The organism is Alloprevotella sp. (assembly GCF_057240785.1).
Map to the genome: position 1 here is coordinate 121,969 of NZ_DBHHRH010000009.1, position 14,721 is coordinate 136,689.

Consider the following 14,721-nt stretch of genomic DNA (forward strand, 5'->3'; position numbering starts at 1 on the left):
AATTCATTAGCCTCTCCATTAACATCATCAACATTAATTTTATAATGCAAGAGAGAATGAAGCTCCCGATTTATTCTTTTTCTATTATCGTAAACATTTTAGGCATATTCTGCCATCTGCACATCAAAAAAAAAACACTTTTACCACTTTTTCCAAAAAACAATCTTTAATTTTGCACTAATCCTATAATAAGAGGTATTCTTCTAAACTACAAAATCTAACATTCAAATAAAAATATCATGCGAGTAATTATCGAGCCAGACTACGAAAAGCTATCCCTCTGGGCAGCTGAATATGTAGTCAACAAAATCAATGCATTCAATCCAACTGACGATCGTAAATTTGTTTTAGGTCTTCCTACTGGTTCTTCCCCCATCGGTATGTATCAGGCAATTATTAAAGCTCACAAGGAAGGTCGTATCAGTTTCAAGAATGTCCTGACTTTCAATATGGACGAATATGTTAACCTCCCAGAAGATCATCCTGAGAGCTATCACACCTTTATGAAGAAGAATCTCTTTGATCATATTGACTGCCCGAAAGAGAATATTCACATATTGAATGGTAATGCAGAAAATTTACAAGCAGAATGCGCTCGTTACGAGCAGATGATCAAGGATGCAGGCGGTATTGATTTGTTCATCGGTGGTATTGGTCCTGACGGACATATCGCTTTCAACGAACCTGGTTCTAGCCTTTCAAGCCGTACGCGTATCAAAACGCTCACAACAGACACTAGAATTGCCAATGCTCGCTTCTTTGGCGGTAAACCAGAAAATGTACCCTCGCTAGCTCTTACTGTTGGTGTCGGCACAGTCATGAGTGCGAAAGAAGTTCTAATTCTTTGCAATGGCCACAACAAATCTCGTGCACTGCAAGCAGCTGTGGAAGGTGCCGTTACTCAGATGTGGACCATTTCCTCTCTCCAACTCCATCCCCACGGTATCGTGGTATGCGACGAAGCTGCCTGTGAAGAAATTAAACATGGTACTTACCGCTTCTTCAAAGACGTTGAAAAGGATTATCTCATCTAATTCTCTCTTTACATTTTCAACCCTAGCAACGGATTACAAGACCAAGGTCTTGTAGTCCGCTTTTATTCACCTCTCCTCAAGCTACTCTACGCAATGAAGCACACTGCTGATCCCTTTAATATTTCAGGCAACGAACCGCAATCCATCAGTATCCAACCGCAATACGTGATGTTAAAGCCAACAGGTTCTATCTGTAATCTTGCTTGTAAATATTGCTACTACACTGAGAAAAAAAGACTCTATCCCAAAGTGGCAAACCAAATCATGGACGAAGATCTGCTCGAACGCTTCACTAAGCAGTATATAGATATGCAACCCACTCCCAATGTTCTGTTCACTTGGCACGGCGGAGAAACACTTATGCGCCCAATCAAGTTCTACGAGCATGCGCTGGAACTGCAACGAAAATATGGACATGGGAGAAACATTGATAATTGTATTCAAACCAACGCCACCCTCATCACTGACGAGTGGGCACGCTTTTTCCGCAACAACAATTTTCTTGTCGGCGTAAGCATTGATGGACCACAAGAATTTCATGATGAGTATCGGCGTTCACGATCGGGCAAACCAACGTGGCAGCAGGTGATACGCGGAATACAACTACTCAACAAATATAATGTAGAGTGGAACGCGCTCGCTGTAGTAAACGATTTCAATGGTGATTACCCATTAGACTTCTATCATTTTTTCAAAGAAATTCATTGTCATTACATACAATTCACTCCAATTGTCGAGCGAAAACTCCAACACTCAGATGGGCGCGAACTCTCCTCTCCCACAGAAGAAAGTTCAGAAGTATGGGATTTTAGTATCACACCCGAACAGTGGGGAGACTTTCTTTGCAAAATCTTTGATGAGTGGGTACGACATGATGTAGGAGAATACTATATACAACTCTTCGATGCTACTTTGGCCAACTGGATGGGAGTACCTCCGGGAATATGTACACTGGCAGAAACCTGTGGACATGCAACTGCAATGGAATTTAATGGTGACGTTTACGCCTGCGATCATTTTGTCTTCCCTGAATACAAAATAGGAAATATAAATGAGCGACCTCTTGTCGAAATAACCAATTCGCCAGAACAAAAAGCTTTTGGAGCAGATAAAAAGGACTCTCTACCACAGGAGTGCAAAGAATGTGAATGGCTCTTTGCCTGCCATGGAGAATGTCCGCGCCTTCGCTTTACGAAAGACAAATATGGAAACGCAGGACTCAATTATCTTTGCAGCGGCTATCGTAAATTCTTTGAACATATTGCTCCTTATATGGATTATATGAAATACCAACTTCAGCAAGATGAAGCTCCGGCAAAGGTAATGAAGTGGATAGCAGAAGGAATGCCACAGTACAGATTAAAATAATTAACTCCGATTATTTACTTTAAAAAAAATACAGAGTTACCCTCTATGCACACTTTATCAAAACTTCTAACTCCATTGTGAGAACATGACAACAAACTACCTTTTTTCATTAGTAGAAAGATACCGCAGATGAAAGATAATATCCGAGAAAGAAATGATATATAGCCATATAAACAATATTAACTGGAAGTAATAAAATTAAATAAAGAAGCCAAAACCTTTGCTGTATTATAAGAAATTTGTACTTTTGCGGGCCGATTATTATCAAGCAGTGTCTTAGCACTGTATGTCAGAGGGTTACGCTTGCGCAGCTTTGGCCAGCTAACCAAGCTATAGAACCATCGGGCGCTGATTTTAATTATTAGTAGTTACAAACAAACAAAAAATGGACACTTTAAGTTACAAGACCATTTCTGCCAACAAAGAGACCGCACAGAAAGAATGGATCGTTGTTGATGCAACGGACCAAGTTTTAGGCCGTCTCGGTTCAAAAGTTGCCAAACTGCTTCGCGGTAAGTACAAACCAAACTTCACTCCGAACGTAGATTGTGGTGACAATGTTATTATCATCAATGCTGACAAGGTTCGCTTAACAGGTAAGAAGATGACGGATCGTATTTACTATAGCTACACAGGTTATCCTGGTGGCCAGCGTGAAAATACCCCTGCTTCTATCCTTGCAAAGCCAAACGGTGCTGACAAACTTCTCCGTCGCGTTGTAAAGGGTATGCTCCCCAAGAACCGCTTAGGTGCTAAGGTGCTTGACAATCTGTATGTATATGCAGGTAGCGAACACAAGCACGACGCTCAAAGCCCCAAGCAAATTGATATTAACCAGTATAAATAAAGCAGTAAATGGAAACAATTAACGCATTAGGTCGCCGTAAGAGCGCTGTAGCCCGTGTCTTCCTGACTGAAGGTACTGGCAAAATCACAATTAACAAACGCGATTTGACGGAATACTTCCCCAGCTCTATCCTGCAGTTCGTTGTAAAGCAGCCTCTGCAGCTGTTAGAAGTTCTCGAGAAGTATGACATTAAGGCAAATATCGATGGTGGCGGTTTCACTGGTCAGAGCCAGGCACTCCGTCTTGCTATTGCTCGCGCACTTTACAAACTCAACCCTGAAGACAAATCAGCTCTTCGCAAGGCAGGTTTCGTTACTCGCGATCCTCGTCAGGTTGAACGTAAGAAGCCAGGTCAGCCAAAAGCACGTCGTCGCTTCCAGTTCAGCAAACGTTAATCGGCATTGTCTGCTGAATTGGCGTTTAGTATCTAAACCTTCGGGACACTTCTTTAGAAAAGTCTACCCGATGGCTGGTTGAACAAATCCATGGGTTGTGGTCTTTCGACCACCACTCTCAACTAACAAAGAAAGTAAACAACACATCATGTCAAGAACAAATTTTGAAACACTTCTTGAGGCAGGCTGTCACTTCGGTCACCTCAAGCGCAAATGGAATCCCGCAATGGCTCCTTACATTTTTATGGAGCGCAACGGTATTCATATTATCGATCTTCACAAAACTGTAGCTAAAATTGATGAAGCTGCAGAAGCTCTCAAGAATATTGCTAAGAGCGGTAAGAAGATTTTGTTTGTAGCTACTAAGAAGCAAGCTAAAGACGTTATCGCCGAGAAGGCAGCTAGCGTTAACATGCCTTATGTTGCTGAACGTTGGCCAGGCGGTATGCTTACCAACTTCCCAACAATCCGCAAAGCAGTGAAGAAAATGGCCAACATCGACAAACTTACTGCCGATGGTACTTTCTCTAACCTCTCAAAGCGCGAAATCCTTCAGATTAGCCGCCAGCGCGCAAAGCTCGAGAAGAACCTCGGTTCTATCGTTGACCTCACTCGTCTGCCGGCAGCCCTCTTTGTTGTCGATGTGATGAAAGAACACATTGCAGTCAAAGAAGCTCAACGTCTTGGTATCCCTGTTTTCGGTATCGTCGATACTAACTCTGATCCCAACTCTGTAGACTATGTAATCCCTGCTAACGACGACGCAAAGGACAGCATCTCTGTTATCCTCGATGCTGTTTGCGGTGCTGTTGCTGAAGGTCTTGAAGAGCGTAAGGCAGAAAAAGCAGATCAAGATGCTGCAGAAAAGCAGGAAGGTGAAAAGGCTCCCCGCAAGCGCGCAGCTCGTGCTCGTAAGGAAGAAGAAGCTCCCGCAGCAGCTGAAACTGAAGCTTCTGCAGAGTAAACTCTTACTACAAATATAGAGTTTAGGGTGAGCGCTATTATGTCCTTACCCTAAACTCTCTTTTATTCATAATCTCCCTTAAACAAACCAATATAATTATGGCAGTTAATATAGAACTGATCAAGAAACTCCGCAAGTTGACGAACGCTGGTTTGAGCGATTGCAAAAAAGCCCTCGAAGAAACTAACGGAGATATCAACGCCTCTGTAGAAATCATCCGCGCTAAAGGTAAAGCTGTTGCAGCTAAGCGTTCTGACCGCGAAACTGCGAATGGTTGCGTACTCGTTAAAGTTGCTGACGGCTTTGCAGCTATGATTGCTGTTAAGTGCGAAACAGACTTCGTTGCTAATAACCAGGACACTATTGACCTTACTCAGAGTATCCTCGATGCTGCTATCGCCGCTAAAGCTAAGAACATAGAAGAAGTTAATGCACTTACATTGGCTGACGGCCAGACTGTTGCTGACGCAATCACTTCTCGTGCTGGTGTAACCGGTGAAAAGACTGAGCTTGATGGTTACTTCTTCCTCGAAGGTGAAAATATCTATTCTTACAATCACCAGAATAAGAACGGTCTTTGCACACTCGTTCAGCTCAATCAGAGCAACGAGGAAATTGGCCATGGTTTGGCACTGCACATTGCAGCTGCTAATCCTCTCTCTTTGAGCGAGCAGGATATCCCCGCTGATGTTCGTGATGAAGAACTTAAAGTTGCTCTTGAGAAAACTCGTGATGAACTAGTTGAAAAGGCTGTTCAAGCTGCATTGAAAAAAGCTGGTTACAACCTCTACATTGCTGAGAACGAGGAACACATTGCAGAAGGTATTGCTAAGAAGGAAATTACTGAAGAGCAAGCTGAAGATATCCGTCGCATCAAGAAGGAAACATCTGAAGAAAAAGCTGCAAACCTTCCCGAAGCAATGATTCAAAATATCGCTAACGGTCGTATGAACAAGTTCTATAAGCAGAGCTGTCTCCTTAACCAAGACTACTGCTTACCCGTTGATGATAAGACTGTTACGGTTCAGGAATATCTGCAACGTGGCGATAAGAATCTTACAGTTGTAGCTTTCCGCCGCTTTACTCTGAGCGCAGAATAATTTATCACTACACTACATAAAAAGTGCAGGCAACTTAGAAGTTGCCTGCACTTTTTATGTAAAATATTTGCGCACAAAAAGGAAAAGCATCGTGGAATAACAAGGTTTTACGCAAAGATTTATCAACTTCAATTCGGTTTAAGAAATTCCCTTTCATGAGTTTCTTAAATCGAACACTCATCCTTTCGGCCTCGATCTAAAAGGTAATGATAGCACTATTCGTGGTAAGTCCTTCTGAAGAGCGTGGGAGAAACGCCTGCAACCTTGGTAAACAGCCGTGTGAAGTAGGAGTAATCGTTAAAGCCTAAACTATGTGCAATCTCTTTGATGGAATCTGTAGTATAGACCAATTGACGTTTAGCCAACAAAATAATCTCGTTTTGGATATGGTGGCTCACACTTGTCCCCAGAACAGAATTTACAGCTTCATTCAGGTAGGCAACGGTAATGTTCAACCGCCCAGCATAGAATGATGGCGAACGTTTGCTTCGGATATTGCTTTCCAACAAATCCCGAAATTCCCATACTATTTCCTTGTGTCTGGTCACTGTCCCCTGCAATTTGGATTGAGCTATCGTTGCATTTACAATGTTCTCCACGACTAACCCTACAATGACGGTGGTCAGTCGCTGAACGACTGCTTTGGCAGATGGATTTTCCATGCCACTCAGTTTGCAGTCAAGAAGTGATAATAATAGTTTCTGTTCCGATATGTCGGATAGTTGTATTTGAGGGCGACCGTATCTCTCAAGCGTTCGTTTTTCCTCCTTATCCACCAATACCGAGTCGATAACCAGAAATTTTGCAGAAAGATTGGAAGCGTCGATGATACGATGCACCTGCCTGGGTAGAATGATAGCCAGACTTCCTTTCCCGAAAGTGTATTCCTCGAAATCAATATTCAGACAGCATTGCCCACCCTCTATGAAGCCAAAGGAATAATAATCGTCGGTATGAGAAAAGGCGTATCTGTCTGAAGATGCAGATGTCCGAGAGACAACAGTCTTCAGATATACTCCTAAATCTGTGAGTTGTGAACTTCTATGGATGGGTAATCGGGGCATTCTTTCTATTACTTTATTATTGACAATACGCTCTCAATGTTTCTCCTGCCACTGTTGAAACTTGCTCATCAAGAAAAAAGCGGAGAGTAAGCTAAGGACTGTAAGGATAATCCCAACAACTGACCATAAGAACATCCGCAAAGGAGATAGAATGGAAGTCTTAGCCAATTCAACAAAGGCATAGACACAATAAGGCAAAGTCAAGATTGTGGTAATGATAACAGGTATATATTTTCGGTATATTGCCCATTGAGTAAGATGTACTATAAGGTGGAGGGAATACCCTGCAAATGCAGCGAACCACCATTGATAAGCATCCAAGCATACGGCACAGAAAGAAATGAGGGAAATCAGAATGAACTCGTGGGCTGTCCCAATGGCAAATGTGGCTGTGGAATAATCAAAATGTCCTTTGTGTGCAAGAAACTGCTCGAATCTCGGGAAACGACTTTTCAATTCGTCCCTATTTCTGTCAAGCCAATGCCTGAACATGATAATCTCTTCGTATTCGTGAATCATGAACACAACAGGGAGAAGCTGCATTATCAATTCTAATTTCGTCATAATGGTTTCCAAAAATCTATGGCTGTACTCTTTTCAACACGTTCCTTAAATCTCTGACATACTTGGCTTGCCGATATTTCAAATAAATCTTCACAAACGGAATCATAAACCATTTCCTAGGCTCAATGCGTTCTGTAAAGTCAATCGTAGCATTCTTTTCATTGCCAAAGAAAACACCGACCCAATGTCCTTTCATTTTGTCATTCTCCATGTCAAACTCCCAAAGACAAAAAGGTTCTTGTCTTGTTACCGTGAAAGTTGTCTTATATCCACTCTTCGTTATTTCTACAAATTGCGTGTCCGATATGACCTCTATCTTTTCAACATCACTTCTCCACGAATAGTCAGTTAGTGATGTTACAACCTGCCAAACGCTCTGTAAATTGCACGGAAACGTGGCTTTTATGTCTGACGTTACGAACATAAGGTTTAGTATTTCAGAAAAATAACTTTATCTCACGAATCCGTTTTTGTAGAAATCGTACCACTTGTCAATCTGCTCGGGACTGTTGGCTTTCAGCAACAGGAGCATTTCACGTGTGAACTCCAAATGTCCCACACCATTTGCCGTAACGATGTTCTTGTCACTAACGGCTTGTGCTTCCACATAATTCTCCGCATTAGTGTAACCGGGGCCGCCCCATTTTTTGAGTTGGTCGAGACCGTTGCCTGTGTGTTTTACGTTGTTCAAGAAACCATGTGAACATAGGAATGAAGCACCGTTGCATATCGCCCCGATGATTTTACCTTTATCCAAAGCCTCCTGTACCAATGGTACGACAAGTTCTGCTTCATATGAGTCCCAACGGTTACCACCGATAAGCACCAGGGCTGCATAATCTTTCGGCATATTCTCAAAAGAATAATCGGGTAACGTTCTGAAACCTCCGATTGAACGGACAGCGTCCGATGTCGGAGCAACGATATGCACTTCGTATTTTATTTCACCGCCAGGTATCACGCCCACATGAAGAGCCGTAGAGAGAAACGCTCCCTCCCAATCTGTGTATTCATTCAATATGATAAATAATACTTTCTTTTTCATTGATATTTCTTTTTTACTTTAACAACTTCGCTGCAAGTTTATAAGTTAACATAATTCGAGGATTGGATAAATCCCATTGCTCCACCTCTTGCCGTATCAATTCTGCGTGTTTCTTGCTTATATCCCTTAAAGCGTTTCCAACGGATTTCCTAAGATATTTGCTTTCGTGTGCCTTGTGCTTAGTGATTAGAGCAATGGCAACCGATGGGTTCTCTTTGAAGTATGGGCGACTTGTCCAAATCCTTAACCCCTCCGTTACAGCACGGATAACATTTGGATTATCGTCATTTATCCATTCTTCGATGAGTGGCAAAGACGCTTCACATCCTCTGTGTTTGCAAACCTCATCAAAAGCTTTTGCAAGCATTTCCTGCACACGCCAATTTTCATCAGTACTTATTTGTTCTTTCAGAAAACAAAGTGCTTCATTATTCGTTATTGCTAATCTACCCAATATCGTTGTTGCCAACATTCGGGCTTGATAGGCTTCGTGCTTAAACAATTCAAGAGCAAATTCAAAGCACTGTTCCTTTGAGTATGTCGAAAGGGTTCCATCAGCTCCATCAAGGATGTGCAGAAAGCCATTCTCTATTGCTATAATATCACTTAATACTTTATCTATGCACATTACGGAATCAATAAATTATTTAAGACCTTTATGAAATTTTCCGCTATCAACATTTCTTTGGGAATTTCGGAAAACGCCAAAGGCGTTAATTCTTTCCGATAATTAGGACTAAGTTTCATCCATATTCCCTGAAAATCTTTGAATAAAGGGGAATCCTTGACGGTTTTTGTACACCAACCCTCAGGTTCGGAAAATTGTTGTTGGTCGTGTATAAAAAGTTCTTGGAAATCATTTCTAAAATCCGCTGATTGAATATAATTAGAGCATTCATCATCGTTGATCAAATAATATAAATCATAGAAATGACGGATTTTCGAAGATAAAGATTTAATGGTATCAGCCTCAAATGAGAAACGAAATAGTGAAACCAATTTTTCTACAATAGTCCTCCGCTTGTCTAAAACATTGATTGAGAAATGTTTCAAATTGTATTGTTCTATCAAATCTATTCTGCCAATATTTATAAGATATTCTGTCAGAAACGAACTGATTTCCTTATTGATGTATGGATATGGATTCGCATAAGTATTGACCTCAATTAGAATCTGTCCTGCTTTCATAGCGTAAGAAGTTAGTCCGACCAAGTTTGGATATTGATAAATTGCCTTGTAGAAGCGGGAACCTTTACTTGTAACATTGGGTACGACAAGTTCGTTTAGGTCGGCTGACATATCCTTAGCAAGTCGTTTGATGAATGTTTTTAGTTGATTCCCCGAAAAAGAATCCGCATCAATGACTGCTATATCAATATCTTCAGAAAAGCGATTGGTTAGACGGTATGCTTTAGAGAGGGACGTTCCTCCTTTGAAAACTACTTTCTCGGCACTCACATTTTGAGACATTCTCTGTAACGCACGAGTAATCCAATAGTCTTTCTCGATAAATTCTGGTCTTATATTCAGGGTGTTTGCTGCAAAATTGAGTAGTTGGGCAAACAGAGTTTGATTTTCGTGCAGTTTCATCTTATATTCCATTTCTTTTGATTAGGCAAGACTTCTTGCGGAATTGATAAGTTGTAGAATGTCTGGTAATTCAGAGAGTTTTGCAACATCTCAACATCTTCGTTCGGATTCAACTCTTCAAGCATTGCTCCTAATAAAGCGATTGCCTGTGGTGTGTATTTTAATGCTAGTTTTTTTATTTTATTGCGTTGAATTTCACTTAACTTAGATAATAGTCCCAAGATTTTTTTACAGCTATCCATAGGATTAGTGTCAGGAATATTTTTGAAAAATCGAAGGCAATCAAGCAATTGCAAAAGAGGGATATTTTCTTTTGTAATCATATTCCACTGCTTCACGAATTTTATTCTGTAATAACCGCGCTTTGTACTTTTCTTATCTTTGATAGTCCCTATCTGCAAAATGGCAGAAACCTGTGTAGTCAATCCAAGTTCATTAAAAATTTGATATCCTGTAATATAACCAATCAGTTTGCCATTCTTTTCCAGTAAGTCCTTTACAATCTGATAACTGCAGGGCATAAGCTCGCCAAACTCTGTCATCTTTGTTTTATAATATCGTCCTTTCGACAAACGTCTAATTTCACCAGCTTTAGTCAAGTTTTCCAAGACCTTGTTTACTGATTTTTGCTTGGTAACTTCAACGAGAAAATCGCTTGCGGAAAACACGACACCATAATCCGTTTTCTCTATTTTGTTTCTTACTATTTCTGAAATATTTTCGATCATAAATTCGTTTTTATTCCGATAAAAACACGAGTATTTTGTCGCATAATTCAATCTTCATCTTTATAATATACCTTGTAAAATTTTCCACGCTCATCTTCTCCCTGTTCTACGTTTTGGCGATTACCGGCAATGACGATTTGGATTTTCTTGTCTAAATTGATGACCCGTTTATAGGAACGTTGCTGCTTTTTACAAGCAGATTCGGAAATTTCGAACTGATTATCAATGACGATATCACTTTGGGTCTCATACTCCTGCTTATACTGATGAAATCTTTCAATCACTCCGGGTTGAGCAATTACTTCATGGGCAAAATCATTAATATCAAAAGTTTCTTTCTCTTTGAAAAAATCTAACGACTTGTTAAGCAAATCAATTTGGTCTGCTTTGGAAACTTCAAATTTCTTAGGTAATTCTTTGGTTACAAAGTTTTTTGCTAACGCCATAAAATTTTGCGTATTAGCGTATTCGTCTTTACGTTGGCGGACATGTAGGAAATCGTCAATCCAATATTGAGCTTCTACGCCCTTGTTGGTATTATCAACCACAGCAACTACATATCCGTTTTCTCTGTCCTTATTGAAAATAAGGCAACCTTTGTCCAGCTTTTTAATGTTGATACCCTTATCGCTCTCCAAGTTGAAATTGCCATTTTCGCGCAATACTTTCAAAAAAGTATCCTTGTTCTCCGACTTGAACAAACCCACCGCATCAAGAGTTTCTCCGTCTAATATACAGTCTTTAAAATAGACAGTATAAAACTCACCACCTTTGATTTTAGGGTGGGTGCTTTGCTCATACAAATGTTTTGCCAGATTTACTGATTGTTCATAAAGTTGCTCAGGCTCATCGAAAATCTTGGAAACATAGGTATAAACCTCATTTAATATCAAATCACTTTCGTGGTAGAGTTGGTAGTACCCTTCGGAAGTTAAGGGGGGAAGGAAATAGTTTGAGAGGATTTTTTCTATATTAGAATCAATTTTTATACCATTCTTGGACAATATGATATTATCCTGATTTAATTTATTCCCAACTACGTGTAACGCGGTATTCTTTATCGAAATATATTCAGTGTATAACATATGACTTTGTTTATTATGCGACAAATTGAAATATCATTATTTATTAATATAACAGCAACTAAAAACAATAAGAGTAATAAAATTGATAAAAACCACAGCCAAGAATAAATCTTTTTCTGTTTTAACACGAAAGAGGTATTAGTGTTATCTTTTTGTGGATCACATTCTTCAAAAATTCTTTCTAATTCAATAGTGCTCAGAACATCTTTGTATCTATTTTTTATTTGGCGATAATGCTTGTTGTATAAGTCTATTTTTTTTGTTAATTCCCAGCGAGAATAAAGCAATAGACCTATAGAAACTAACAAAAACACAAAAGATAATCCGATAATCTCATTTGTAAATCCGCCCACAAAATCACCTTTAGAAACAACTCTAATTGCTACCACTGAAATAAAAAACGAAACTAGTGTTAGTATGTTTTTTTTGAAATCACCAATGAAGGAATCTACAATGGCAGAAATTTTCTCTTGGAGGTCAATCAATAGTTCAGATAATTTGTTTCTTACTTGAAGGTATTGTTTTACATTTTCTTTTTCATATATCTTGTAATTAGACAGAATTGATTCAAAAACAGAAGAATCAATGCTTAAGCATTCTTTGTTTATATTAAGTGAGATGATATTGCGTGCAATATTTATTTTATCATTGTTGTTTCCACCCAAATAGAGCCATTGATATATTTCATATATTAATTTACAAGAGTTTATATCCACATTGATACTTGATAATTGCTTTACATTTATTTTCCAGCTTAAAGTTCTAAATCCGTTCAATTTATATTCGTAAATGTCATTTTTAATTATTGAATAGTCAAAAATGAAACTAAATGTATAAATTATACATGCCTTAATAAATGCACTTTGTAAAGGATGATTTTCACCATATTGGGAACAAAACAAGTCTTCTGGTAGAAATTTGTATTTTCCAATCTCATGATAGCACAAATTTCTTGCTTCATTAATTCTATTATCTCTATTTATATTTCCTACACCAGATATTTTATATTTGCTATCTTGGGCAATGAAAGCTATCGAGTTAGTACTCCATTCAGAATAACATTTATCCTGAACTTCAAAAAATAATGATGTCGTAAAACGCTCATCAAGAACAGCCATAAATTGTGATAATGAAAGCGTATCTAAGTATTTTGTAAAATAATCAATATTATATATAGACAATTGATTGTTTTGTATTCTTTTTTCAATATGAATTTGAATCTTTCCTTGTTGGAAATTCTTCATTTGTAGTTCAGATATAAAATCACTCCAGCTATTTGTATTTGAAGATAGATAATCAATGGAATCTATCTCTTCTATTTCAAAAAAGTGAATGGCAATTTGATCACGCAAATTAATCTTATCTATAACATCATTTTCGGACGAAGAGAGATTTAAAGCACCTACTTGATATTCTGCAATAAATTCATCACAAGTCTCCTGTTTTGAAATTAATTCAAAAGAACTTGAGAACACTTGAATAATATTATCACCTACATCATTCATTTTGATTTCTTTTTAATCCTTCTGCATATTGATAACCATCGGTACTTAATACCATAATGTATCTATTTCCTTGTTCATCTTTATGTGGTTTAATAATTCGTTCAATATTTAAGATATCTTGTTTTAGTTTTAGTTCAATTTCGTTAGTAAGCGGAATTACATCTTTGAATTTATCAGTTACAACACGTGGCGTTTTTTGGAATGTATTGTCAAACTTATGTTTGTTAGGTAATTTTCCTATCTTATCTTTTAATTTATTGATATCCAAAGAATCATCGAAAGGTTGATAATCTCCAATAATAACATCTTTGTAATGGTTTATATCAAAATCACCATTTGCTCTAAAATAAGCAATTGTAGCATTTCGCAAACATAAATAATCTTGCTTGTGTTTACGTCGCAATGGATTAATTATTTCCTTTTTAATAGCATCGTATGCCGTTTTTGTGTTTTTTTCATCATTTCGGACCTCACTTAATTCCAAAAAAGTTTTCCACCAATACACCGCTTTTGTTGAAGTATTGGCGTCATATGTTATTATTTTTCCATATTCAAATTCCTCTCTGCCATTAGATGTAGCATTCAGAATAAACGACTTGAATATTTTCTTTTTAGTAGGTAATCCACTTCTCTTATCGCCACTTAATTCCTCCAAGAATTCCGAATAATCTGCTTTGGTAATCACAAATTTATATTCCGTATCTGTCATTTTTGCAAATGATATCATTAAGATTCCTTTTGGAATTTCTTTGCCTAAATGAGCTATTTTCTCTTTAGTTTCATTCTCAACGGCTAATAATTTTTCCGCCAATAATTTACACACATCAGCTCTATTATTATTTTGAATAATGTTATCAATATGATTTTTTGTAGTCTGCAAAGTTGGCTCAAAAATATATTCTCTATCACCCTCGTTATCAACACAATTAGTGATTAAATCCCAAATATAATCTTTAATATTCTGAGCATTGGCAAAATGTTCTAAGGATACTGTATTTTCCGTATTGTCAACTTTTAGTAAAGTATAAAACTGAATATCCATATATTTTTCTCTTGAATTTCAATATTCTTCTGTTAATTTCTACTTCCATCATTATAATGGCTTCTTTAATTTATCAATGAATCAATCTCGTAGCGAAGAGTGATGATTTGTAATGCTACACCATTGTTCTAAGCTATTTTGAGCTTCATATTCTGAACCACTACAAAGGTACATATTTTCGTGTTTTTACCAAAGAAAACACGATTTTTTCTAAATTATCAATGCATATAACTGTGGGAGATTGAGGCTTGCTTCTTCTTGGTGTATTTTTCTACCACCCATCGGTGAAAATTCTTCACTTTCATGTATGGAAGTGCAAAAAAATATCGTAATAATTATTGCTGTCCGGTAAAAGTTTTACAGGTCAAAAAAATAAGGCTGAAACCCTCT

General features: G+C 38.1%; 16 protein-coding genes. 6 read left to right on the plus strand and 10 right to left on the minus strand.

Translation table 11 applies throughout. The features are described 5' to 3' along the window. Positions 1-239: 239 nt before the first annotated feature. From nagB to tsf, 6 genes are all read left to right on the plus strand, one after another. Positions 240-1,034 carry a glucosamine-6-phosphate deaminase gene (nagB, locus tag ACO4R2_RS02810; protein WP_484769081.1) on the plus strand — a complete coding sequence of 265 codons (795 nt, stop codon included), beginning with the start codon at positions 240-242 and terminating at the stop codon, positions 1,032-1,034. A 93-nt stretch (positions 1,035-1,127) separates the two neighbouring features. After that, positions 1,128-2,402 carry an anaerobic sulfatase-maturation protein gene (locus ACO4R2_RS02815; protein ID WP_311490281.1) on the plus strand — a complete coding sequence of 425 codons (1,275 nt, stop codon included), beginning with the start codon at positions 1,128-1,130 and terminating at the stop codon, positions 2,400-2,402. A gap of 385 nt (positions 2,403-2,787) precedes the next feature. Next, positions 2,788-3,249 (plus strand): 50S ribosomal protein L13, encoded by a 462-nt coding sequence (gene rplM, locus ACO4R2_RS02820; RefSeq protein WP_311491338.1) that lies wholly within the window; start codon positions 2,788-2,790, stop codon positions 3,247-3,249. A gap of 8 nt (positions 3,250-3,257) precedes the next feature. Continuing rightward, positions 3,258-3,644, plus strand: coding sequence for a 30S ribosomal protein S9 (gene rpsI, locus ACO4R2_RS02825; RefSeq protein WP_009348205.1), 387 nt, complete (start codon positions 3,258-3,260; stop codon positions 3,642-3,644). Between the two features lie 148 nt (positions 3,645-3,792). Continuing rightward, positions 3,793-4,608 (plus strand): 30S ribosomal protein S2, encoded by an 816-nt coding sequence (gene rpsB / locus ACO4R2_RS02830; protein ID WP_311491337.1) that lies wholly within the window; start codon positions 3,793-3,795, stop codon positions 4,606-4,608. A 98-nt stretch (positions 4,609-4,706) separates the two neighbouring features. Beyond that, on the plus strand, positions 4,707-5,708 hold the full coding sequence (tsf, locus tag ACO4R2_RS02835) for a translation elongation factor Ts (protein WP_484769082.1): 1,002 nt from the start codon (positions 4,707-4,709) through the stop codon (positions 5,706-5,708). Between the two features lie 215 nt (positions 5,709-5,923). On the opposite strand, the gene ACO4R2_RS02840 is transcribed toward tsf, so the two are convergent. Genes ACO4R2_RS02840 through ACO4R2_RS02885 form a run of 10 tightly spaced genes read right to left on the minus strand, consistent with a single transcriptional unit; the run spans position 5,924 to position 14,331 of the window. Beyond that, positions 5,924-6,772 (minus strand): helix-turn-helix domain-containing protein, encoded by an 849-nt coding sequence (locus ACO4R2_RS02840; protein WP_484769083.1) that lies wholly within the window; start codon positions 6,770-6,772, stop codon positions 5,924-5,926. A 33-nt stretch (positions 6,773-6,805) separates the two neighbouring features. Next, positions 6,806-7,336: an HXXEE domain-containing protein gene (locus tag ACO4R2_RS02845; RefSeq protein ID WP_484769084.1), complete on the minus strand. Its 531-nt coding sequence runs from the start codon at positions 7,334-7,336 to the stop codon at positions 6,806-6,808. A 16-nt stretch (positions 7,337-7,352) separates the two neighbouring features. Continuing rightward, positions 7,353-7,760 (minus strand): SRPBCC family protein, encoded by a 408-nt coding sequence (locus ACO4R2_RS02850; RefSeq protein WP_484769085.1) that lies wholly within the window; start codon positions 7,758-7,760, stop codon positions 7,353-7,355. 27 nt (positions 7,761-7,787) lie between these two features. Next, positions 7,788-8,381 carry a type 1 glutamine amidotransferase family protein gene (locus tag ACO4R2_RS02855; protein WP_484769086.1) on the minus strand — a complete coding sequence of 198 codons (594 nt, stop codon included), beginning with the start codon at positions 8,379-8,381 and terminating at the stop codon, positions 7,788-7,790. 13 nt (positions 8,382-8,394) lie between these two features. After that, the gene (locus ACO4R2_RS02860) at positions 8,395-9,009 is read right to left on the minus strand and encodes a DNA alkylation repair protein (RefSeq protein ID WP_484769087.1); all 615 of its coding nucleotides are present in this window, start codon (positions 9,007-9,009) and stop codon (positions 8,395-8,397) included. After that, positions 9,009-9,983, minus strand: a complete 975-nt coding sequence (locus tag ACO4R2_RS02865) for a nucleotidyl transferase AbiEii/AbiGii toxin family protein (RefSeq protein WP_484769088.1) — start codon at positions 9,981-9,983, stop codon at positions 9,009-9,011. Before ACO4R2_RS02865 ends, ACO4R2_RS02860 begins: the two co-directional genes overlap by 1 nt. Then, positions 9,968-10,699, minus strand: a complete 732-nt coding sequence (locus ACO4R2_RS02870) for a DUF6088 family protein (protein WP_484769089.1) — start codon at positions 10,697-10,699, stop codon at positions 9,968-9,970. The genes ACO4R2_RS02865 and ACO4R2_RS02870 overlap by 16 nt, the downstream gene beginning before the upstream one ends. A gap of 47 nt (positions 10,700-10,746) precedes the next feature. Further along, entirely contained in the window at positions 10,747-11,784 is a 1,038-nt protein-coding gene (locus ACO4R2_RS02875; RefSeq protein ID WP_484769090.1) for a nucleoid-associated protein, read from the minus strand. Then, positions 11,757-13,289 (minus strand): hypothetical protein, encoded by a 1,533-nt coding sequence (locus ACO4R2_RS02880; RefSeq protein ID WP_484769091.1) that lies wholly within the window; start codon positions 13,287-13,289, stop codon positions 11,757-11,759. The genes ACO4R2_RS02875 and ACO4R2_RS02880 overlap by 28 nt, the downstream gene beginning before the upstream one ends. Continuing rightward, positions 13,282-14,331, minus strand: a complete 1,050-nt coding sequence (locus tag ACO4R2_RS02885; RefSeq protein WP_484769092.1) for a hypothetical protein — start codon at positions 14,329-14,331, stop codon at positions 13,282-13,284. Before ACO4R2_RS02885 ends, ACO4R2_RS02880 begins: the two co-directional genes overlap by 8 nt. Positions 14,332-14,721 lie beyond the last annotated feature (390 nt).

Coding starts and splice junctions, on each gene's coding strand:
- rpsB (WP_311491337.1), top strand. CDS start 3,793: ATGTCAAGAACAAATTTTGAAACACTTCTTGAGGCAGGCTGTCACTTC.
- ACO4R2_RS02875 (WP_484769090.1), bottom strand. CDS start 11,784: ATGTTATACACTGAATATATTTCGATAAAGAATACCGCGTTACACGTA.
- ACO4R2_RS02880 (WP_484769091.1), bottom strand. CDS start 13,289: ATGAATGATGTAGGTGATAATATTATTCAAGTGTTCTCAAGTTCTTTT.
- rpsI (WP_009348205.1), top strand. CDS start 3,258: ATGGAAACAATTAACGCATTAGGTCGCCGTAAGAGCGCTGTAGCCCGT.
- ACO4R2_RS02860 (WP_484769087.1), bottom strand. CDS start 9,009: ATGTGCATAGATAAAGTATTAAGTGATATTATAGCAATAGAGAATGGC.
- ACO4R2_RS02885 (WP_484769092.1), bottom strand. CDS start 14,331: ATGGATATTCAGTTTTATACTTTACTAAAAGTTGACAATACGGAAAAT.
- rplM (WP_311491338.1), top strand. CDS start 2,788: ATGGACACTTTAAGTTACAAGACCATTTCTGCCAACAAAGAGACCGCA.
- ACO4R2_RS02815 (WP_311490281.1), top strand. CDS start 1,128: ATGAAGCACACTGCTGATCCCTTTAATATTTCAGGCAACGAACCGCAA.
- ACO4R2_RS02865 (WP_484769088.1), bottom strand. CDS start 9,983: ATGGAATATAAGATGAAACTGCACGAAAATCAAACTCTGTTTGCCCAA.
- ACO4R2_RS02840 (WP_484769083.1), bottom strand. CDS start 6,772: ATGCCCCGATTACCCATCCATAGAAGTTCACAACTCACAGATTTAGGA.
- tsf (WP_484769082.1), top strand. CDS start 4,707: ATGGCAGTTAATATAGAACTGATCAAGAAACTCCGCAAGTTGACGAAC.
- ACO4R2_RS02855 (WP_484769086.1), bottom strand. CDS start 8,381: ATGAAAAAGAAAGTATTATTTATCATATTGAATGAATACACAGATTGG.
- ACO4R2_RS02870 (WP_484769089.1), bottom strand. CDS start 10,699: ATGATCGAAAATATTTCAGAAATAGTAAGAAACAAAATAGAGAAAACG.
- nagB (WP_484769081.1), top strand. CDS start 240: ATGCGAGTAATTATCGAGCCAGACTACGAAAAGCTATCCCTCTGGGCA.
- ACO4R2_RS02845 (WP_484769084.1), bottom strand. CDS start 7,336: ATGACGAAATTAGAATTGATAATGCAGCTTCTCCCTGTTGTGTTCATG.
- ACO4R2_RS02850 (WP_484769085.1), bottom strand. CDS start 7,760: ATGTTCGTAACGTCAGACATAAAAGCCACGTTTCCGTGCAATTTACAG.